Origin of the sequence: Roseateles sp. (assembly GCF_036486225.1) — a bacterium.
Classification (GTDB): Bacteria; Pseudomonadota; Gammaproteobacteria; order Burkholderiales; family Burkholderiaceae_C; genus Roseateles.
In genome coordinates this window covers 1-18,488 of the sequence record NZ_DASVNZ010000054.1, presented here as the reverse complement: position 1 = coordinate 18,488, position 18,488 = coordinate 1, and the positions used below count along the sequence as shown (strand labels likewise).

Sequence of the window (18,488 nt, the reverse complement as noted above, 5' to 3'; positions counted from 1 at the left end):
CAGCGCTTCGTGCCCCCGAAGAATCCACGCGCCATCGGATACCGGACCTGCAGGTCCTTGACCTCGAGGAGCATCGCGGGCGACTGCTCGGCGCTGGAGGCGCCGGTGCCCCTTGGAGCGAATGCCGAGCGTGAGGAGGCGATTGAGCGGAGAGGGGCACCGGCGCCTCCAGCGCTCTCCGTCCCTGCCACCGGCTCCCTGGGATCCGTGTAGAGCAGGCACCGCACCTCATGCGCTGCGGCCTCTTCGGACAAGGCGGACAAGGCGGCCAACGCTGGCGGCGTCGACCCGCAATGGACCATGGCCCGATCGCAGCGCGGCGCGAAGCGGCAGCCCTCGAAGGTCTGCCACAGCGGCGGCACCGTGCCGGGGATCGCGGCCAGCGGCTCGCCGCGGCGCTGTGCGTCGGGCAGCGCCTTCAGCAGCAGCCGCGCATACGGATGTTTCGGTGCGGCGAAGAACTCAGCGGCGGACGCCACCTCCACGATCTGCCCCGCGTACATCAGGGCCACCTGATGCGCCATGCCGGACACGACGCCCAGGTCGTGCGTGATCAGCAGCAGCCCCAGTCCGCGCTCACGCTGCAGATCCTTGAGCAGGTCCAGGATCTGCGCCTGGATGGTGACGTCGAGCGCGGTGGTCGGCTCGTCGGCGATCAGGAAGTCGGGTTCCGCCGCCAGCGTCATCGCGATCATGATCCGCTGCTTCTGCCCGCCGGAGAGCCGGAACGGGTACTCGTCGATACGGCGCTCGGGCTCGGGGATGCCGACGCGGCGCAGCCAGTCGATGGCCTTCGTACGCGCCGCCGCGCCGCGCAGCGGCGTGTGCGCCTCGATCGCCTCGACGATCTGCGCGCCGACCTTCATCACCGGATTCAGGCTGGTGCCCGGCTCCTGGAAGATCATCCCGATGCGCCCGCCGCGCACGTCGCGCATGCGGGCCTCGCTCAGGTCGAACAGGTCCTGGCCCTCGAGGTCCAGCCGGCCGCCGGCGATGCGGCCGTTGTCGGGCAGCAGGCGCATCAGCGCCAGCGCCGTCATGCTCTTGCCGCAGCCGGACTCACCCACCAGGGCGAAGGTCTGTCCCTGCGCCAGCGTCAGACGCATGCCGTCGATGGCGCGTACCAGGCCGGCGTCGGCGTCCAGATGGACGTGGAGGTCGTCGATCTTCAACATGTCGCGGCGTCCCTCACGAAGCCTTGGCGGCCGGACCCGCGGGGCTCGCCGGCCCGGCGGTCTTGTTCTTCTTCAGCGACAGCACCATCGGCCGCAGCTTGCGGGCGCGCGGATCGAAGGCGTCGCGCACGCCGTCGGCGAACAGGTTGGCCGCCAGCACCAGGCTCACCATGAAGCCGAAGGCGGCCACGAAGCTCCACCACACGACCGGATCGCGGCTCATCTCCGAGCGCGCCAGGTTGATCATCCCGCCGAAGCTGTTCATGCCCGGGTCGACGCCGACGCCGACATAGGTCAGCACCGCCTCGTAGAGGATCAGGTCGGAGAAGTTGAGCACCAGCGAGATCAGCACCAGGTGCATCACGTTGGGCACGATGTGGCGCACCATGATCGTCGTGTCGCGCACGCCGAAGGCGGTGGCGGCCTGGACGAAGTCGGCTTCGCGCAGCTTGAGCGTCTCGCCGCGCACCAGCCGGCACAGCGTCGCCCAGCCGGTCACGCCCAGGATCACGCACAGCAGGAAGATCTTCAGGTCGGCGCGCTCGGCGCCGGTCTCGAAGGCCTCCGGGTGCTTGTCCAGGAAGACCTGCACCATCAGCACGCAGGCGGCGATCAGCAGCACGTTGGGCACCGAGGTCAGCACCGTGTAGAAGTACTGGATGACCTCGTCGACCCAACCCTTGAGGTAGCCGGCCAGGATGCCCAGCACCAGCGCGAACGGCAGCGTCGCCAGCGTCGACAGCGCGCCGATGACGAAGGCGGTGCGGATGCTCTTGAGCGCCTGGTAGAGCACGTCGTTGCCGGTCTGGTCGGTGCCGAACACATGGTAGTGGCCCATCAGCGCGATCACCGGGCCGGCCAGCAGCGCGATCACCGACAGGGTCGCGAGCGCGGCGCGCCACGGATAGTGCGTGCGGTCGCCCAGCAGGTCCCTCAACCCCTGGCGGAAGCCGGCGTGGTGCGGCGCGAGGATCGCCGCCATCAGCAGCGCCATCAGCACCGATGCGACGGCGCCCAGCGCCAGTCCCGTCAGCGCGCGGCGCGTCAGGTCGCCGTGCCAGTCGCGTTCCGGATCCCGCAGGTGCGCGCCGCCGAAGGCCAGCCGCGGGAACTCACGAACGATCTCCTCGCCGTGCGCGACGCTGTCCAGCGTGAAGCCCTGGTACGCGAGCGGCGCGGAATAGCTGGTCTCGCGCATCTCGATCTGGCGCGCCAGCACCAGGTCCAGCACGGACTCGGTGCGCGTCTCATAGAACTGCTGGCCGGCGGGGCTGTCGGCCAGTGCGCGGCGGAAGTGCAGGCTGTCCAGCGCGGTCACGCCGAGGAACAGCACCAGCACCATGCCCGCGCTCAGCGCGGCCGGGTCACGCAGCACGCGCTGCCAGTTGGCGCGCAGGTGCGGGCGGCGGATCAGCCGCACGATGTAGAACACCAGCGCCGCGAACATCGCCCACAACGCCACGTCGGTCCAGAGGAAAACGACCTTGAATCCCATGTCGGCTCTCGTGTCCTGTCTCGAATCCTGAACGCGCCCGGCGGCGCGTCAGGTCAGCCGCACCCGCGGATCGACCCAGGTGTAGACCAGGTCGATCAGCGCGTTGCTGGCGATGTAGAGCAGCGCCCCCAGGAACACCATGGTGCGCACGATGGCGAAGTCCTGCCCGGTGATCGCCTCGATGACGAAGGCGCCCAGGCCGGGGATGCCGAAGAAGCTCTCGAACACCAGGCTGCCCAGGAACACGTACGGCAGGTAGGCGCCGGCGCTGGTGATGATGGGGATCAGCGCGTTGCGCAGCACGTGGCGCATCAGCACGACCGGCTCGGACAGCCCCTTGGCGCGGGCGGTGCGCACGTAGTCCTTGCCGACTTCCTCGAGCAGCATCGCGCGGTACAGCCGTGCCTCGCCGCCCAGACGCGACAGCAGCGACAGCGCGATCGGCAGCGCCAGGAACTTGATCGCGTCCAGGCCCGGCTCGTAGCCGTTGATCGGCACCAGCCGCAGGATGCGCGAGAAGAAGAACTGCCCGACGATGATGTAGAACAGGCTGGAGATCGACAGCATCAGCACGCAGATCACCACGCCCCAGAAGTCGATGCGCGAGTTGCGGAAGAAGGTGAGCAGCACCGCGAAGGCCACGCTCACGATCAGCTGCAGCACGAAGATCGGCACCGCGAGCTGCAGGCTCACGCCCATGCGGGTCTTGATCTCATGGCCGATGTCGACGGCCTGGCGCGCATCGGAGCGGCCGAAGTCCAGCAGCATCAGCGAGACCGAGCGCTCCCAGAACACGGTGTGCGTGACCTGCGCCGTGCCGGTGCGCGACGCGTCCCAGTACAGCGGTTTGTCGTAGCCGCGCTCGACCTTCCACTTGTCGATCTGCTCCTGCGACACGCGCTTGCCGCCGATGTTCAGCCGGGCCATGTCGTCCGGCGTGTTGACGGTGAAGAACAGGAAGAAGGTCAGCAGGTTGACGCCGACCAGGATGGCCAGGCCGTAGGCCAGCCGACGGGTGAGGTACTTGAACATCAGTCGGCTCCCCGGGGAGCGCTCGTGGCGGAAGCGGCGGAAGCGGCGGAAACGGCGGAGGTCGGCGCGGTCGTGCCGCGCGCGGTGGCGGTCTCGCGTTTCTGGAAGCTGCGGCGCGTCGTCCACACGATCGCGGCGCCGCCGACCACCAGCACCAGCAGCGGCCACCAGACCGGCCGGTTCCATTCGCCCTGCAGCTGCGCGCGTTCCTTCGGATCGATCCGGTAGTGCCGGACGCCGTCGCGGATCACGATGCTGGGCTTGATGTTGTGGACCCAGCGCTGGTAGGCCTGCCCGGTCCAGGCCCAGTAGCCGAAGGCCCACGGCGCGTCCTGCTGGGCGATCTGCACCATGCGGTCGATGACCTGCTGCTTCTCCGGGCCGTCGTCCAGCACCTGCACCTGCTTGAAGAGCCGGTCGTATTCGGTGTTCTCGTAGTTGGCCGCGTTCTCGCCCTCGTGCAGCGATTTGCTGTTGGGCCCGTAGAGCAGGAACAGGAAGTTCTCCGCATCCGGATAGTCCGCCAGCCAGCCCCACCAGAAGACCTGATGCTTGCCCTGGTGCAGCTTCTCCTGGAACTGGTTGTAGTCGGTGGCGCGCACGTCCAGCTGCACGCCGAGCTTGGCGAACTGCTTCACCAGCCAGTCGTTCTCGGCCTTCACCTCGGGCGTGACGGTGCGCATGAAGTCGTAGTTCAGCACCAGCGGCTGGCCGGTCTTCGCATCGCGGCCGTCGGGATAACCCGCTTCGGCGAGCAGCTGCCTGGCCTCCTCGATCGGGCGGCGCTCGATCTTGCCGTCGACGCGCCTGTGCGTGACCGGATTGAAGAAGCCCGGCTGGGCCTCGCGCGAGCCGAACACGCCCGGCGGCACCGGCCCGAAGGCGGTCACACCGCCGCGGTTCTTGAAGATGCGGCCGTAACCCTCTTCCCAGTCGATCGCGATCGACAGCGCCTGGCGCAGCTTGCGGTGGCGGGTCTCGTCCTCCGGCGTCTTCCCTTTGCCGATCACCGGATCCAGCATGTTGAAGCCGAGGTACCAGTTGTTGGGATCGGTCGAACGCGGGAACGAGAAGCCGCGCTGCTTGAAGAAGGCGTCGGTCTCGGCGGAGTCGCTCGCGTCGGCGAAGAACTCCACGCCCCAGTCGGCGCGCTCGAGGTCGGGCAGGTCCAGGTAGCCCTGCTTGAACATCTCCTTGCGCGGCACCCGCTCCTTGATCAGCGTGGCGACGATCTTGTCGATGAAGGGCATCGGCTTGCCGCAGTCGGCCAGGCGGCCGGCCGGGCCGTCGTCGGGCATGCCCTCGCAGGGATAGAGATCCTGGCGGTAGTTCGGGTTGCGCGACATCACGTGACGGCGGTCCTGCTGGTACTCCGTCATCACGTACGGGCCCGTGCCCACCGGCCACTGGTTCCAGGACATGCCGTGCTCGGCCATACCCGGCTGCGAATAGAAGAGGTCGGCCTCCCACGGGATCGGCGACAGGAAGGTCGTCGACATCCAGTACGACCACTGCGGGTACTTCCCGATGATGCGCACGCGCAGCAGGTGGTCGTTCACCGCCTCGGCGCCGGCCAGCGGCCATTTGCGGAAATCCAGGAAAGGCTTGTCGGGCGAGTTCTCGGGCAGGCCCTTCAGCAGCTTGGCATTTTCCTCGCGGATCAGCGCGCCGTAGGCCTTCAGCCCGAGCACGTGCTCGGAGAACAGGCCGTAGATCGGCGCCTCGATGCGCGTGGTCGCATGGCGCTTGAGCGCGAAGACGAAGTCGTCGGCCACGAGTTCGCGGGTGCCCTGGTGTTCGAACTGCCACGGCGAGCGCTTGTCGCCCAGCTCCTTGGCCGTCAGGTGGTGATAGCGGTAGCGGCCCTGCTCGTCCTTCGCGAACGCGGGGCTGGGCGCGTAATGCACACCGGCGCGGATGGGCACGTCGTAGACGCTCTGCGCGATCTTGTCGGCGGGCGCGTCGTCGGGCAGACGCCGGCCTTGCGCGTCGAGGTAATACGGCTTGACCACGGCGGCCGCGGCGCGCGGGATCAGCTCGTAGGGCCGCTTCAGGTAGTGGTACCCGTAGAGCGGTTCGGTGATCTGGTAGGTGTAGACGGACTCCGGCGCCGTGTACGAGGCGGTCGGATCCAGATAACGCGGCGAGCGTTCGTCGAAGGACAGGTAGAGCGTGTTGTCCTTGGCCGCGCCGGCCGGATACGGGCTGTTGTTGCAGGCGGCGAGCAGCACGGCGGCCAGCAGGCCCACCATCCGGGCGACCAGAGCCATCGGGGCCATCGGGGCCTTCCACGTCCCGCGCCCGCCCTCAGCCGCGCGCAGCGACACGTTCCACAGCCCCGACGACATCGTCATCCTTCCAAAACGCAAACGCCGCATCCTGCGGATGCGGCATTGCCAGATTGTTGCCAAGGCCGTGCCTCTCGCGGAGGCCGGCCGATGCCGGGGCGGATCATAGCGGCCCGGTTCGCGGGGCGCCTGTGACGCCGGTCAGTGGGGCCGCGGGTCGACCGGTCGGTCAGTGGTCGTGCTGGCCGTGGTCATGGTCATGACCGTCGTGGTCGTGCCCGTGGTCATGACCGTGCCCGTGGTGGTCATGGTGGTCGTGGCCCTGGCCGACGTGCCCCCAGGCAACGATGACGTCGCGGCCCTCGACCATCATCTCGGCCTTGGCGCCCACCGGCAGGCAGACCTTGGTCGGCACATGCCCGAACGGCAGGCCGGTCAGGATCGGCACCTTGACGCGCGCGCGCAGCGCCTCGACGCAGGCCTTCATCGAGTAGCCGCGATCCAGCGGCGACTTCTTCCAGCCGCTGAAGCTGCCCAGCAGCACCGCCTTCTGCGCGTCCAGCACGCCGGCCTGCCAGAGCTGCAGCAGCATGCGCTCGACGCGGTAGGGGTGCTCGTTGACGTCTTCGAGGAACAGGATGCCGCCCTTGACGCGCGGGAAGTGCGGCGTGCCCAGCAGCGAGCACAACACCGTCAGGTTGCCGCCCCACAGCGTGCCGCGGGCCTCGACGCCGTCCAGGCCGGCCTCCGTGCGGAAGCCGATGGCTTCGAGCGAACCGTCCATCGCCTCGAGGAAGCAGTCGCGGGTGATCTCGTCGACGCCGCCGTCGGTGTCGGCACGGCCGAAGTCGTCGCAGGCCAGCGGGCCCGCCCAGCTGGTCTGCTTCGTATGGGCGAGCAGCGCCAGCTGCAGCGCGGTCACGTCACTGAGGCCGACCCAGCGCGTGCCACGCTCGACGCTGCGGGCGATGGTCGGCCAGTCGATGCGGTCCAGCAGCCGCGTCAGGCCGTAGCCGCCACGGGTGGCCAACGCCACCGACGGCGCGGCCTCGGCCACGCGGTGCAGCGCGGCCAGCCGCGTCTCGTCGTCGCCGGCGAAGCGCTGGTGCTTCGCGAGCGCCGCCTCGTCGATCTCAACCTCGAAGCCGAGCGCCGTCAGCCGTTTGGCCGCGCGCTTGAGGCCTTGCGATAGCGCCAGGACGCCGGACGGGGTGTAGAGGGTCAGGGAGCTCATCGCTGCTTGTCGTCCTGCATGTGGTCCTGCATGTTGTCCTGCGGAGGATCGGAATTCAGGGAAAGGTACTGCGCGTCGCCGACGGGGATCTCGGGGAACTCCTGGACCTCGGGCAGCGCGCTCAGCGTGTCGACGGCGTCGACGTCGAGGTCCTCGCCTGCCGGGCCGCCATCCACAGCGACGCGGCGACGCGCCTCGCGCAGCTGGCGCGCCGCCTCGCGGCGTTCGGCGAAGAACTCGCGCAGCAGGCGCGAGGACGCGTCCGCCAGCACGCCGCCGTGCAGCGCGGTGTGATGATTGAGCTGCCTCTGGCCGAACAGGTCCAGCACCGAGCCGGCGACACCGGTCTTCGGATCGGGCGCGGCGAAGACGACACGCTTCAGGCGCGCATGCATCATCGCCATCGCGCACATCGCGCAAGGCTCGAGCGTCACGTAGAGCTCGCACTCCGGCAGCCGGTAGTTGCCCAGCAGTTGCGCGGCGTGGCGCAGCGCGACGATCTCGGCGTGCGCGGTCGGGTCGTGGGTCGTGATCGGGCGGTTGTAGCCGGTGGCGATCACCTGGCCGGCGCGCATGATGACGGCGCCCACCGGCACCTCGCCGACAAGCCAGGCGTTCTGGGCCTGGTCGAGGGCGAGCCGCATCGCGTATTCATCCGCGGGGTCGGCAGGGAGGATAGTGGGGGACTCGGTGGTCATGGCGGCGCTCGCGCGGCAGTGTAGCCGTGCCCGCTATGCTCCCGGTCCATGCAACAGGAGTTCCCCGGTCAGCAGGACGATCTCTTCGGCGAGCTGCTGCCGCCGGCGACTGCCGCACCGTCGATGCGTGCGACCGAACGCGACGGCATCGACGGTGACGACGGCGACGACGGCGACGAGGCCGGCATCGGCGACGGCCAAGAAAGCGGCGGAGAAGGTGGCGACGAGGCCGTTGCCGCCCCGAAACGCCGTCGCGCCGGCATCCAGCCGCAGCCGCCGGACGAGGCCCAGATCGCGCTCGCCGCCGCGCTGTCGCCGAGGATCCGGCTGGGCACGTCGTCGTGGAGCTACCCGGGCTGGCAGGGCATCGTCTGGGCGGGCCGGCACGGCGAGTCCAACCTCTCCCGCAACGGCCTGAGCGCCTACGCGCAGCAGCCGCTGCACCGCGCGGTGAGCATCGACCGCGGCTTCTACCAGTCGCTGACGGCCAGCCAGTACGAGCGTTATGCCCAACTGGTGCCGGAAGACTTCCGCTTCACGGTCAAGGCGCCGAGCGTGATCACCGACGCGCAGGTGCGGACCGAGGACGGTCGCGGCCGCCAGACCAACACGGCCTTCCTCGATCCGCGGCTGGCGGTCCAGGAGTTCCTGGCGCCCGCGATGGAAGGCCTGGGTACCCGCATCGGCGCGCTGGTGTTCCAACTGAGCCCGCTGCCGCTGGCGATGCTGGGCCGCATGCCGGAACAGCTCGACCGCCTGCACGCGATGCTGGCCGCCCTGCCCTCGCTGCGCGACGTCGCGCCCGAGGCCGTCGTGGCCGTCGAGGTCCGCGACCCGGAATGGCTGACGCCGGACTTCGTCGCCGTGCTCAAGGACTGCGGCGCGCGCTACTGCCTGGGCCTGCATCCGAAACTGCCGCCGATCCAGGAGCAGTTGCCCCTGCTGCGCGCGATGTGGCCGGGACCGCTGGTGTGCCGCTGGAACCTGCACCGGGTCCACGGCCCATTCGGCTACGAGGACGCGGAGAAGAAGTACGGGGAGTACGCCGAGCTGATGGACCCCGATCCCGAGACCCGGTCCGTGCTCGCGAAAGTGATCCGCGCGACGGCGGAGGCCGGACATCCCGCCTACGTCACGATCTCCAACCACGCGGAAGGCTCGGCGCCGCTGACGCTTCGCGCGTTGGCCAAGGAGATCGTCGCCCCCGGCGAGGTCTGACCACGTTCAGGCGAGCGGCCAGCGCGCGAGTTCGACATGCCGGGACTGCCCCTGCAGGCTGTCCATCAGCACCAGATCCGTGGCCGTCCAACCCGGGACGATGAACGGCTGCGGCTCGACGACGAAGTCGTCGTAGAACAGCGTCAGATGCGGCGTGAAGTGCGGATCGGTCCGCAGCCCGCTCGCCTTCAGACGTTCGCCGAGCGCCTGCCGGAGCGTTCGCACAGGATCGAGGCACGCGCCGCCGCTGAGCACCAACGGCAGGTTGCGCCGCTTGCGGGTGAAGCTCAGGAGCTGGTCGAAGTCCAGCCGCAACGGCGCATGCCGCAGCGATGCGGCGGCGTCCGCGGCGAGCTGCCGCACTTCCGCCATGACCTCGGCCTGATCGGTCTGATCGTCGTACCAGCCGAGGTGGTGCAGCGTCACATGGAGGCGTTCCGCGCGCGCCGCCTTCGCGCGCAGACCCAGGCGTCGCACGAGCGCCTCGGAGACCGCGCCCAGCCTCCGCGCGGTGTCCGGATCGGGCCGCAGGCAGAAGAAGAGCGCGTGGACAGTCATGCGGTCATGCGGTCAAACGCGCGCTCACGGCGCGGTCATTCCGCTTCCGAGGCGCGCTGCTCGCCTTGCTTCAAGAGGTCCTGCACCTGGCGGCCGACCGCTTCCGGCTGAGGCAGCGCCGACGAGGACGCGGACGCCGCCGGATCCGCAGAAACGGGCGGCTTCACCGCCTGCATCTGCTTCTTCGCGGTCAGCATCACTATGGCCAGCACGATGACGAGGGCGAGGATGGACAGGGCGCTGCGCATGCAAGGACTCCGGAGTGGAAGGGGGGATGGCGCGAAGCATAGCCACACTGGACCGCCCCGCTCCCGCCCGCCGGATCAGCGCGGCGCCGGGGCGACGCCCGGTCGCAGGCGCAGGATCTGCGGCGACCGTTCCTGCGCACCGCGCCAGCGCGGCTCGAGCGCGCGCCAGGCGGGCGAGTGTCGGCAGGCGCTCCACCGGATGGCCCAGTCGTCGGCGTCCGCCGCCCGGGTCATCCAGACGAAGACCTTCTCGCCCTCGCGAACCGGCAGGCGCGGGAAGTTGTTGGGCGAGCGCTCCGGCACGAAGCTGCCGATCACCGGCAGGCCGGCGGCCTCGATGACGGGAGCGACCTCGTGTTCGAAGAAGCGGGCGAACCCGTCTTCGGGGGCGGCCGGGTCCTTCCACAAGCTGCAGACGTGCAGCACGACCAGCCCGGGCGTGGCGCCCCGCTCGAACGTGCCCGCGGCCCGCGCGGCATCGATGCGCGTCGGATCCGGCCCCTCGACCGGACTGCGCATCAGCAGCACGTTGTCGTTGTCGACGAGCAGCGGATTGGCCTCGTCGCGATGGGCCTGCCACACGGGGCCGAAATAGAACGCGCCGAGCATGCGTTCGCGCGCCGCCATGTCGTCGAAGCCGCGGATCCACACGAAACGGTCCGGATCGTCGAGATCCGCGAACTGCCCGTACAGCCGCATGCCGACGGCCTCCTGAGAGTCGACGAACGCCGCGTCGAACAACCGCATGAAGCGCTCGCGTTCGCCCTTGACGATCTTGTACTGGCGCAGTTCGTAGACGGGGTGGTCGTCGGCCATGAGAGTCTCCGGAATGGTGGCGAAGCGATCCCGGATTCTGGACAGGAGCACTGACATTGCATGTCAGCACAGGGGCCTCTTGAACGCGACCTGAGGCGCCGAACGTCAACGGCACATGCCAGTGAGAGCGATACCGATCCACGCCATCACCAACTCGGCGCATACCGTTCGAGGCCGTGGATCAGAAAGAACCGGAAGCGAAGAATCGACGGCTTCTTGTTTCGCTGAATGCACTGGAGAACACATGCCCGCACCCGTCGCCATCCTTTCCTCGCGACACCGCGTCGCGCTTCCGAAGGAGATTCGAGACACACTCGATTGGAAGCCAGGAGAGGAACTCAAAGTCGTCCGGCACAAGGACGGCATCTTCATCTACAAGCGCATCACCATTGACCAGATCATGGGCATAGCAAAGGGCGCGAACACCGACAACTACCGGGATCGCAATGACCGCTACTGATCACTCGGGCTCACAGAAATCCGGACAAAACGTGGTCGTGGATACGTCCGCCTGGATCGAGTGCTTTGCCGAATCTGACTTGGGTCGGTTGATCTGGCCCAACCTTCCCCCCTTGCAGCACTGCATCATCCCGACGATCGTGCAACACGAGATTGAGAAATGGGCGCTTCGAACGCTGGACGCCGAGCGTCATGAAAATCTCGAGCGGACCTTGGAAGATTGTCCAATCGAAAAGCTCGACACCGCCACTGCCAAGGAGGCCGCAAAGATCAACGCCAAGTACAAACTAGCGTCGGCAGATGCCTTGATCTACGCGACAGCGCAGAAGTTCGGTGTCGAAGTGATCACCTGCGATGCTCACTTCAAAGATCTTCCTTCGGTCAGGTTCTTCCCGAAGAAGGCCAAGCCGAGCAGCGTTGGGATTGGCCCGGACGGCTGTTGGGAAGGCTGGCCGACATCGGCTCAGATGTCTGCGCTCATCCAATGACGGAATTGCAAGTCCGGAAACGAACAGGGGCCCATCGGGCCCCTGTTCACTCTCAGCGCGAAGCGCTCATTCCCATTCGATCGTCGCCGGCGGCTTGCTCGAAACGTCGTAGGTCACGCGGTTGATGCCGCGCACCTCGTTGATGATGCGGCCCGAGCAGCGCTTGAGCAGGCTGTACGGCAGCTCCGCCCAGTCCGCCGTCATGAAGTCGCTGGTCTGCACCGCGCGCAGCGCGACCACGTAGTCGTAGGTCCGGCCGTCGCCCATCACGCCCACGCTCTTCACCGGCAGGAACACCGTGAAGGCCTGGCTGGTCAGCTCGTACCAGGTCTTGCCCGTCGCCTCGTCGCGCGTGTTGCGCAGCTCTTCGATGAAGATCGCGTCGGCGCGGCGCAGCAGGTCCGCGTATTCCTTCTTCACCTCGCCCAGGATGCGCACGCCCAGGCCCGGACCCGGAAACGGATGGCGGTAGACCATCTCCGGCGGCAGGCCCAGCGCCACGCCCAGTTCGCGGACCTCGTCCTTGAACAGCTCGCGCAGCGGCTCCAACAGCTTCAAGCCGAGCTGTTCCGGCAGACCACCGACGTTGTGGTGGCTCTTGATCGTCACGGCCTTCTTGGTCTTGGTGCCGCCGCTCTCGACCACGTCCGGATAGATCGTGCCCTGCGCCAGGAAGGTCGCCCCCTTGTGGCCACCGCCGCCCGACTTCAGCTTCTCGGCCTCAGCCTTGAAGACGTCGACGAACAGGCCGCCGATGATCTTGCGCTTGCGCTCGGGATCACTCACGCCGGCCAGTTGGCCGAGGAACAGCTCGCTCGCATCGACGCGGATCACCTTCGCGTGCAGCTTGCCTTCGAACATGTCCATCACCATGTCGCCCTCGTTCAGGCGCAGGAGACCGTGGTCGACGAAGACGCAGGTCAACTGGTCGCCGATGGCGCGGTGGATCAGCGCCGCGGCCACCGAGGAGTCCACACCGCCGGACAGGCCGAGGATGACCTCCTCGTCACCGACCTGCTCGCGGATCTTCTGGACCGCTTCCTCGATGTAGTCGCCCATGATCCAGTCGCCTTTGCAGCCGGCGATCTCGCGCACGAAACGCTTGTAGATCGCAGCGCCCTGCACCGTGTGCGTGACCTCGGGATGGAACTGGAGCGCGTAGTAGCCCTTGTCCTCGTTGACCATGCCGGCGATCGGGCAAGTCGGCGTGGATGCCATCAGTTTGAAGCCCGGCGGCAGCGCGGTGACCTTGTCGCCGTGGCTCATCCACACCTTCAGCATGCCGTGACCTTCCGGCGTCGCGAAGTCCTGGAGGCCGTCCAGCAGCTTGGTGTGGCCGTGGGCGCGGGCTTCGGCGTAGCCGAACTCGCGGTGGTCGCTCCACTCGACCTTGCCGCCCAGTTGCACCGCCATCGTCTGCATGCCGTAGCAGATGCCCAGCACCGGCACGCCCAGGTCCCACACCGACTGCGGCGCGCGCAGTTCATGGTCCTCGTAGGTCGACGCGTGGCTGCCCGACAGGATGATCGCCTTCGGCGCGAACGCGCGGATGAAGTCGTCGCTGACGTCGTTGGGGTGGATCTCGCAGTAGACCTGGGCCTCGCGCACGCGACGCGCGATCAGCTGCGTCACCTGGGAGCCGAAGTCGAGGATGAGGACTTTGTCGTGCATGGTCAGCTTCTGGGGATGCTTGGGGATTCTTGGAGGCCGGGGAGTCCTGGAGGCTCAGGCCTTGGCCGCGGCGGCCTGCGCCGGCGGACCCATGTTGAAGTGGCGCCACGCGAAGCCCAGTGAGGCCAGCTGCAGCAGCGCGCAAAGGTAGAACGGCGCGCCGATGCGCCAGTCGGTCTTGGGGAGCTCGGCGACCAGCGCCATCAGCCCCAGGCCGGCGATCGGCGAGATCACCGCCATCAGGCTGTTGATCGCCGCCACCGCGCCCATGGTCTCGCCCTGCGTGCGGGCGTCGGCGGCATTGGAGATCACGCTCTGCATCGCCGGGGCCGCGGCCACGCCGGCGATGTTCAGGAAGATCGCGGCGATCATCATCCAGGCCTCGGTCGACATCCCCCAGATCACGTTGGTCAGGATCGAGGTCGTCAGACCGATCAGCACCAGGCGGCGCGCGCCCAGCCAGCGCATCAGCGGCTGCAGCAGCACGCCCTGCACCACCACCGCGACCAGGCCCACCACGAACAGCGACAGGCCGTTCTCGCGCGGGCCCCAGCCGAACTTGTGCTGGTTGTAGAGGACCCAGCTGGTCTGGATCACCAGCTGCGCCAGGCCCGAGCACGCGATCACGTAGATCAGCGGGCCCACGCCGCTCAGTTTGCGGAGCCGGCCCAGCGCGGCGACCGGGTTGGCCTTGCGCCATTCGAAGGGTCTGCGGTGTTCCGGCGGCAGCGATTCGGGCAGCACGAAGAAGCCGTACAGCCAGTTCAGCAGCGCCAGCGTGCCGGCGACGTAGAACGGCAGGTGCAGGTCGATGCTGCCGAGCAGCCCGCCCATCACCGGGCCCAGGATGAAGCCCATCCCGAAGGCCGCGCCCAGCAAACCGAAGCGCTTGGCGCGATCCGCCGGCGGCGTGATGTCGGCGACGTAGGCGTTGGCGACGGCGGCGTTGGCCTGCATCGCGCCGGAGAACAGCCGCACCACGACCAGCATCCACAACGCGTCGGCCAGCGCCGTCACGAAGAAGCTGAGCGCCAGGCCGCTGAACCCGATCAGCATCACCTTGCGGCGGCCGAAGCGGTCGGAAAGCCCGCCCAGGATGGGCGAGCCGAAGAAATTCGCGAGACCGAAGGCGAACGCCACGGCCAACTGCGCCAGCGTGTGCTGGGTCTCGCTCTGCGTGAAGGTTCCGACCAGCGGCGGCAACACCGGGATGATCAGGCCGATCGACACCATGTCGATCAGCACGGCGATCAGGATGAACGACATGGCGGCCTTGCGGCCGCCATGTGTCGTCGTTGCTGCGACGGGATCGGACAAGAGCGTCACTCCAGGCGGTAGTTGGGCGCTTCCTTCGTGATCTGCACGTCGTGGACGTGGCTCTCACGGATGCCCGCCGAGGTGATCTCGACGAACTCGGCCTTGTCGTGCATGTCGGCGATGCTGCCGCAGCCGCAGTAGCCCATCGAGGCGCGCACGCCACCGGCCATCTGGTGCACGATCGCGACCATCGAGCCCTTGTACGGGACGCGCCCTTCGATGCCTTCGGGCACCAGCTTGTCCGCGTTGGGGTTGGTGGTCTCGTCGTTCTCCTGGAAGTAGCGGTCCGCGGAGCCGGCCTTCATCGCGCCGATCGAGCCCATGCCGCGGTAGCTCTTGTAGCTGCGGCCCTGGTACAGGATCACCTCGCCCGGGGCTTCCTCGGTGCCGGCGAACATGCCGCCCATCATCACCGTGCTCGCGCCGGCGGCGATGGCCTTGGCGATGTCGCCCGAGTAGCGGATGCCGCCGTCGGCGATCGCCGGGACGCCGGTGCCCTTGAGCGCGGTGGCGACGAAGTCGATCGCCGCGATCTGCGGCACGCCGACGCCGGCGACGATGCGGGTCGTGCAGATCGAGCCCGGGCCGATGCCGACCTTGACCGCGTCCGCGCCGGCTTCCACCAGCGCCAGCGCCGCGGCGCCGGTGGCGATGTTGCCGCCGATGACCTCGACCTGCGGGTAGTTCTTCTTCACCCAGCGCACGCGTTCGATGACGCCGCTGCTGTGGCCGTGCGCCGTGTCGACGACGATCGCGTCGACGCCGGCCTTGACCAGCAACTCGACCCGTTCCTCGGTGCCCTCGCCCACGCCGACCGCCGCGCCGACGCGCAGCTTGCCGTGCGCGTCACGCGCGGCGTTCGGGAAGTTGGTCTGCTTGGTGATGTCCTTGACGGTCATCAGGCCGCGCAGCTCGAACGCGTCGTTCAGGACCAGCACGCGCTCCAGCTTGTGCTTGTGCATCAGCGCCTTGCCGTCGTTCAGCGAGGCGCCTTCCGGCACCGTGATCAGGCGCTCGGCCGGGGTCATGATCTCGCTGACCGGGATGTCCATGCGCGTCTCGAAGCGCAGGTCCCGGTTGGTCACGATGCCGACGACCTTCTGCCCCACCAGCACCGGGAAGCCGGAGACGCCGTGGTGCTCGCTGAGCTGCTTGACCTGGCGGACGGTGGTCTCGGGGGTGATCGTGATCGGGTCGCGGAGCACGCCGGACTCGTAGCGCTTGACCCGGGCCACTTCCGCGGCCTGCTGCTGCGGGGTCAGGTTCTTGTGCACGATGCCGATGCCGCCTTCCTGCGCGATGGCGATCGCGAGGCGGGCTTCGGTCACGGTGTCCATGGCGGCGGACACCAGCGGTAGGTTCAGGCGGATGCCACGCGTGAACTGCGTGGCCAGACTGGTGTCGCGCGGCAACACCTGGGAGAACGCCGGCACCAGCAACACATCGTCGAAGGTGAGGGCCTTTCCGAGTAGGCGCATGAGGGAAGCTCCAGACGCAAAGGCGCATTATAGAGAAGCCCGGCGGTACACTCCACGACCATGATGAATCCCCCACTCCTGCGACGCCCGCGACGCCCGTTGGGCTTGATCTGCGCGCTCGCGCTGATGGCGCTGACCTCGATCGCGCATGCCCAATGGAAGTGGCGCGATGCCGACGGCCGCACGCAATACAGCGACCGTCCGCCGCCGCCGAGCGTCGCCGACAAGGACATCCTGCAGCGTCCCTCCAATGCCACGCGCGCGCCGCCGTCGGCGGGCCAGGCCGCGCTGCAGAGCGCTTCCGCGGCGGCCTCCGCCGCCTCGGCGCCGGCCCGTCCGGCGAGCGAAGCCTCCTCGCGCGACAAGCTGGAGCGTGAGCGCAAGGCCCAGGAAGACAAGGTCCGCGCGGAAGCCAAGGAAGAGAACTGCCGCCAGGCCCAGAACCGCCAGCGCGTCCTGGAATCCGGCGTGCGCCTGCGCAGCGGCACGCAGACCGGCGAATCGCAGCCGATGACCGAGCAGATGCGCCAGGACGAGATCCGCAACATGCAGGCCGTGATCACGGCGAACTGCAAATAAGGCGGGAACGAGTTCCGGAAACAACACCGGGCGGCAAGACGGACGTAAGTCCGGTGACCACCGGTAAAGACGAAAGGCCGCTCACGCGGCCTTTTTGCATGGCATTCCGGTGTCAGGCCTTGCGGTGTCGGAGCCTTGCGGCGTCAGGCCTTGCGGCCCAGCGGTCGATGGCGCGTGACGATGCGGCTGCCCGCCGCCTCGAAGCGCTGGCGACGCGCCTCTTTCGGATCGACCGTCAACGGGCGGTAGACCTCGACGCGGTCCTGCTCGCGCAGCGGCGTATCGAGCGCCGCCGTACGGCCCCAGATGCCGGCCGTCAGCGCATCGATCCGCGCCGGTTCGAACCAGGCGCTGGCGACCAGGGCGTCGCGCAGCGTGCTCCCGGCGGGCAGGGTCAGTCGTTGTTCGCGCAACTCGCCGCGGACCGGGCTCCAGAAGAGCTCGACAGCCAGTTCAGCGGGCGCCATGGACCTGCTCGGCACGCTTCACGAAGCTGTCGACGAAGGTGTTGGCGATGCGGTCGAAGACCGGACTGACGACCGCCTCGAGCGCGAAGCTGGAGAACGCGTAACGCAGTTCGAATTCGATCTTGCAGGCGCGCGGTTCGCCGTCCGTCGGCGCGCCGGGACGGTTCAGCGGCAGGAACTGCCAGTCGCCGTCGAGCATGGAGAACGGTCCGTCCACCAGCGTCATGCGCACGCGCCGGTCCGGCTCGTTCGTGTTGCGGGTGGTGAACGCGTGCCGCAGCCCGGCGTACTGCAGGGACAGCTTGGCGGTCACGCCGTCGTCGTGGCGCTCCAGGACCTCGGCGGACGAGCACCAGGGCAGGAACTCCGGGTAGCGCTCGACCTGGGTGACCAGCTCGTACATCTCGCGCGGCGAGTACCAAAGGAGGACAGTCTTCCGGACGTGCTTCATGGTGGTTCTTAGAATGGCGGGATTGTAGGCGGCCCGATCGACCCCATCTGGGCGTCACCCGGCCGCCACGCACAAGAAGAATCCCCATGTCCATTGCAGAAAACCGCCGCGCCCGATTCGAATACCACCTCGAGGAGCAGTACGAGGCCGGCATCGTCCTCGAAGGCTGGGAGGTCAAGGCCATCCGCTCCGGCCAGGTCCAGCTGCCGGACGGTTATGTCGTCATCCGCGACGGCGAGCTGTTCCTGATCGGCTGCCGCATCGATCCGCTGCGCACCGCGTCCACGCACGTCAGCCCGCTGGCCGACCGCACCCGCAAGCTCCTGATGAGCGGCGCCGACATCCGCCGCCTGATCGGCAAGGTGGAGCAGAAAGGCTTCACGCTCATCCCGCTGGACCTGCACTACAAGAACGGCCGCGTGAAGGTGCAGATCGCGTTGGCCAAGGGCAAGGCGCAGCACGACAAGCGCGAGACCGAGAAGAAGCGCGACTGGGAACGCGAGAAGGGCCGCCTGATGCGGCACAAGGTCTCAGGTCCGTCGAAGGACTGAGATACAGGCAGCGCAGCGGGCCGCGCGCGCTCAGCCCTTCAAGGCCTCGAACGCCTGCGCGAGGTCGGCGCGCAGGTCTGCGACCTCCTCGAGCCCGATCGCGAAACGCACCAGCGTGCCGCCCTCCTCCGCCGTCCATGGCAATCCCAGCGATCGGCTGCGACTGAGGTCGTAGGGCACGGCCAGGCTCATCGGACCGGCCCAGGAATAACCGATCCCGAAGCAGGCCAGCGCATCGACGAAGGCGTCGACGCGGCGCGCATCG

19 protein-coding genes and 1 pseudogene are annotated in these 18,488 nt (G+C 68.2%); 5 read left to right on the top strand and 15 right to left on the bottom strand.

What is annotated here, in order from left to right; all coding sequences use genetic code 11:
* From VF536_RS04460 to tadA, 6 genes are all read right to left on the bottom strand, one after another.
* The coding region (locus VF536_RS04460; protein WP_331613599.1) for an ABC transporter ATP-binding protein at positions 1–1,175 on the bottom strand (1,175 nt) is incomplete at its 3' end.
* Between the two features lie 13 nt (positions 1,176–1,188).
* Positions 1,189–2,670: an ABC transporter permease gene (locus VF536_RS04455; protein WP_331613598.1), complete on the bottom strand. Its 1,482-nt coding sequence runs from the start codon at positions 2,668–2,670 to the stop codon at positions 1,189–1,191.
* 48 nt (positions 2,671–2,718) lie between these two features.
* Entirely contained in the window at positions 2,719–3,702 is a 984-nt protein-coding gene (locus VF536_RS04450; protein WP_331613597.1) for an ABC transporter permease, read from the bottom strand.
* Complete coding sequence (locus VF536_RS04445; protein ID WP_331613596.1) at positions 3,702–5,981, bottom strand: ABC transporter substrate-binding protein; 2,280 nt, start codon at positions 5,979–5,981, stop codon at positions 3,702–3,704. The genes VF536_RS04450 and VF536_RS04445 overlap by 1 nt, the downstream gene beginning before the upstream one ends.
* 238 nt (positions 5,982–6,219) lie before the next feature.
* The gene (locus VF536_RS04440; RefSeq protein ID WP_331613595.1) at positions 6,220–7,224 is read right to left on the bottom strand and encodes an LD-carboxypeptidase; all 1,005 of its coding nucleotides are present in this window, start codon (positions 7,222–7,224) and stop codon (positions 6,220–6,222) included.
* Positions 7,221–7,922 carry a tRNA adenosine(34) deaminase TadA gene (tadA, locus tag VF536_RS04435; protein WP_331613594.1) on the bottom strand — a complete coding sequence of 234 codons (702 nt, stop codon included), beginning with the start codon at positions 7,920–7,922 and terminating at the stop codon, positions 7,221–7,223. Before tadA ends, VF536_RS04440 begins: the two co-directional genes overlap by 4 nt.
* Before the next feature lie 48 nt (positions 7,923–7,970).
* On the opposite strand from tadA, the gene VF536_RS04430 reads away from it, so the two are divergent.
* Positions 7,971–9,140, top strand: a complete 1,170-nt coding sequence (locus VF536_RS04430) for a DUF72 domain-containing protein (RefSeq protein ID WP_331613593.1) — start codon at positions 7,971–7,973, stop codon at positions 9,138–9,140.
* Between the two features lie 6 nt (positions 9,141–9,146).
* Here the strand turns inward: VF536_RS04430 and VF536_RS04425 are convergent, their stop codons facing one another.
* The 3 genes from VF536_RS04425 to VF536_RS04415 all read right to left on the bottom strand — a co-directional run bounded on the left by VF536_RS04425 (position 9,147) and on the right by VF536_RS04415 (position 10,762).
* Positions 9,147–9,698, bottom strand: a complete 552-nt coding sequence (locus tag VF536_RS04425; RefSeq protein ID WP_331613592.1) for a 2'-5' RNA ligase family protein — start codon at positions 9,696–9,698, stop codon at positions 9,147–9,149.
* Positions 9,699–9,733: 35 nt separating this feature from the next.
* A complete protein-coding gene (locus tag VF536_RS04420; RefSeq protein WP_331613591.1) occupies positions 9,734–9,946 on the bottom strand; it encodes a hypothetical protein in 213 nt (70 codons plus the stop codon).
* Positions 9,947–10,021: 75 nt separating this feature from the next.
* The gene (locus VF536_RS04415; RefSeq protein WP_331613589.1) at positions 10,022–10,762 is read right to left on the bottom strand and encodes an NIPSNAP family protein; all 741 of its coding nucleotides are present in this window, start codon (positions 10,760–10,762) and stop codon (positions 10,022–10,024) included.
* Positions 10,763–11,006: 244 nt separating this feature from the next.
* On the opposite strand from VF536_RS04415, the gene VF536_RS04410 reads away from it, so the two are divergent.
* Both VF536_RS04410 and VF536_RS04405 read left to right on the top strand, forming a co-directional pair.
* On the top strand, positions 11,007–11,222 hold the full coding sequence (locus tag VF536_RS04410) for an AbrB/MazE/SpoVT family DNA-binding domain-containing protein (RefSeq protein WP_331613587.1): 216 nt from the start codon (positions 11,007–11,009) through the stop codon (positions 11,220–11,222).
* Positions 11,209–11,709, top strand: a complete 501-nt coding sequence (locus VF536_RS04405; RefSeq protein WP_331613586.1) for a type II toxin-antitoxin system VapC family toxin — start codon at positions 11,209–11,211, stop codon at positions 11,707–11,709. Before VF536_RS04410 ends, VF536_RS04405 begins: the two co-directional genes overlap by 14 nt.
* Before the next feature lie 66 nt (positions 11,710–11,775).
* Here VF536_RS04405 and guaA read toward each other — a convergent pair whose 3' ends face one another.
* From guaA to guaB, 3 genes are read right to left on the bottom strand one after another with little or no spacing between them, the layout of a single operon-like run.
* Positions 11,776–13,380, bottom strand: a complete 1,605-nt coding sequence (gene guaA / locus VF536_RS04400) for a glutamine-hydrolyzing GMP synthase (protein WP_331613585.1) — start codon at positions 13,378–13,380, stop codon at positions 11,776–11,778.
* Between the two features lie 54 nt (positions 13,381–13,434).
* A complete protein-coding gene (locus VF536_RS04395; RefSeq protein ID WP_414710279.1) occupies positions 13,435–14,706 on the bottom strand; it encodes an MFS transporter in 1,272 nt (423 codons plus the stop codon).
* Positions 14,703–16,175 carry an IMP dehydrogenase gene (gene guaB, locus VF536_RS04390; RefSeq protein WP_331613582.1) on the bottom strand — a complete coding sequence of 491 codons (1,473 nt, stop codon included), beginning with the start codon at positions 16,173–16,175 and terminating at the stop codon, positions 14,703–14,705. The genes VF536_RS04395 and guaB overlap by 4 nt, the downstream gene beginning before the upstream one ends.
* Positions 16,176–16,235: 60 nt before the next feature.
* Here guaB and VF536_RS04385 point away from each other — a divergent pair, with 60 nt between their 5' ends.
* On the top strand, positions 16,236–16,754 hold the full coding sequence (locus VF536_RS04385) for a DUF4124 domain-containing protein (protein ID WP_331613580.1): 519 nt from the start codon (positions 16,236–16,238) through the stop codon (positions 16,752–16,754).
* A 143-nt stretch (positions 16,755–16,897) separates the two neighbouring features.
* Here VF536_RS04385 and VF536_RS04380 read toward each other — a convergent pair whose 3' ends face one another.
* Complete coding sequence (locus VF536_RS04380; RefSeq protein WP_331613579.1) at positions 16,898–17,221, bottom strand: RnfH family protein; 324 nt, start codon at positions 17,219–17,221, stop codon at positions 16,898–16,900.
* The gene (locus tag VF536_RS04375) at positions 17,208–17,672 is read right to left on the bottom strand and encodes a type II toxin-antitoxin system RatA family toxin (RefSeq protein ID WP_331613577.1); all 465 of its coding nucleotides are present in this window, start codon (positions 17,670–17,672) and stop codon (positions 17,208–17,210) included. The genes VF536_RS04380 and VF536_RS04375 overlap by 14 nt, the downstream gene beginning before the upstream one ends.
* Positions 17,673–17,758: 86 nt before the next feature.
* Between VF536_RS04375 and smpB the strand changes: the two genes are divergently transcribed.
* On the top strand, positions 17,759–18,223 hold the full coding sequence (gene smpB, locus VF536_RS04370; RefSeq protein ID WP_067269311.1) for an SsrA-binding protein SmpB: 465 nt from the start codon (positions 17,759–17,761) through the stop codon (positions 18,221–18,223).
* Positions 18,224–18,253: 30 nt separating this feature from the next.
* Here the strand turns inward: smpB and VF536_RS04365 are convergent.
* Positions 18,254–18,488: pseudogene (locus tag VF536_RS04365) on the bottom strand (cystathionine beta-lyase); the annotation flags it as partial.

Bases quoted from the DNA above. Each gene is read 5' to 3' on its own strand.
- VF536_RS04455 (WP_331613598.1), bottom strand. From the start codon at position 2,670: ATGGGATTCAAGGTCGTTTTCCTCTGGACCGACGTGGCGTTGTGGGCG.
- VF536_RS04450 (WP_331613597.1), bottom strand. From the start codon at position 3,702: ATGTTCAAGTACCTCACCCGTCGGCTGGCCTACGGCCTGGCCATCCTG.
- VF536_RS04445 (WP_331613596.1), bottom strand. From the start codon at position 5,981: ATGGCCCCGATGGCTCTGGTCGCCCGGATGGTGGGCCTGCTGGCCGCC.
- VF536_RS04440 (WP_331613595.1), bottom strand. From the start codon at position 7,224: ATGAGCTCCCTGACCCTCTACACCCCGTCCGGCGTCCTGGCGCTATCG.
- tadA (WP_331613594.1), bottom strand. From the start codon at position 7,922: ATGACCACCGAGTCCCCCACTATCCTCCCTGCCGACCCCGCGGATGAA.
- VF536_RS04430 (WP_331613593.1), top strand. From the start codon at position 7,971: ATGCAACAGGAGTTCCCCGGTCAGCAGGACGATCTCTTCGGCGAGCTG.
- VF536_RS04425 (WP_331613592.1), bottom strand. From the start codon at position 9,698: ATGACTGTCCACGCGCTCTTCTTCTGCCTGCGGCCCGATCCGGACACC.
- VF536_RS04420 (WP_331613591.1), bottom strand. From the start codon at position 9,946: ATGCGCAGCGCCCTGTCCATCCTCGCCCTCGTCATCGTGCTGGCCATA.
- VF536_RS04415 (WP_331613589.1), bottom strand. From the start codon at position 10,762: ATGGCCGACGACCACCCCGTCTACGAACTGCGCCAGTACAAGATCGTC.
- VF536_RS04410 (WP_331613587.1), top strand. From the start codon at position 11,007: ATGCCCGCACCCGTCGCCATCCTTTCCTCGCGACACCGCGTCGCGCTT.
- VF536_RS04405 (WP_331613586.1), top strand. From the start codon at position 11,209: ATGACCGCTACTGATCACTCGGGCTCACAGAAATCCGGACAAAACGTG.
- guaA (WP_331613585.1), bottom strand. From the start codon at position 13,380: ATGCACGACAAAGTCCTCATCCTCGACTTCGGCTCCCAGGTGACGCAG.
- guaB (WP_331613582.1), bottom strand. From the start codon at position 16,175: ATGCGCCTACTCGGAAAGGCCCTCACCTTCGACGATGTGTTGCTGGTG.
- VF536_RS04385 (WP_331613580.1), top strand. From the start codon at position 16,236: ATGATGAATCCCCCACTCCTGCGACGCCCGCGACGCCCGTTGGGCTTG.
- VF536_RS04380 (WP_331613579.1), bottom strand. From the start codon at position 17,221: ATGGCGCCCGCTGAACTGGCTGTCGAGCTCTTCTGGAGCCCGGTCCGC.
- VF536_RS04375 (WP_331613577.1), bottom strand. From the start codon at position 17,672: ATGAAGCACGTCCGGAAGACTGTCCTCCTTTGGTACTCGCCGCGCGAG.
- smpB (WP_067269311.1), top strand. From the start codon at position 17,759: ATGTCCATTGCAGAAAACCGCCGCGCCCGATTCGAATACCACCTCGAG.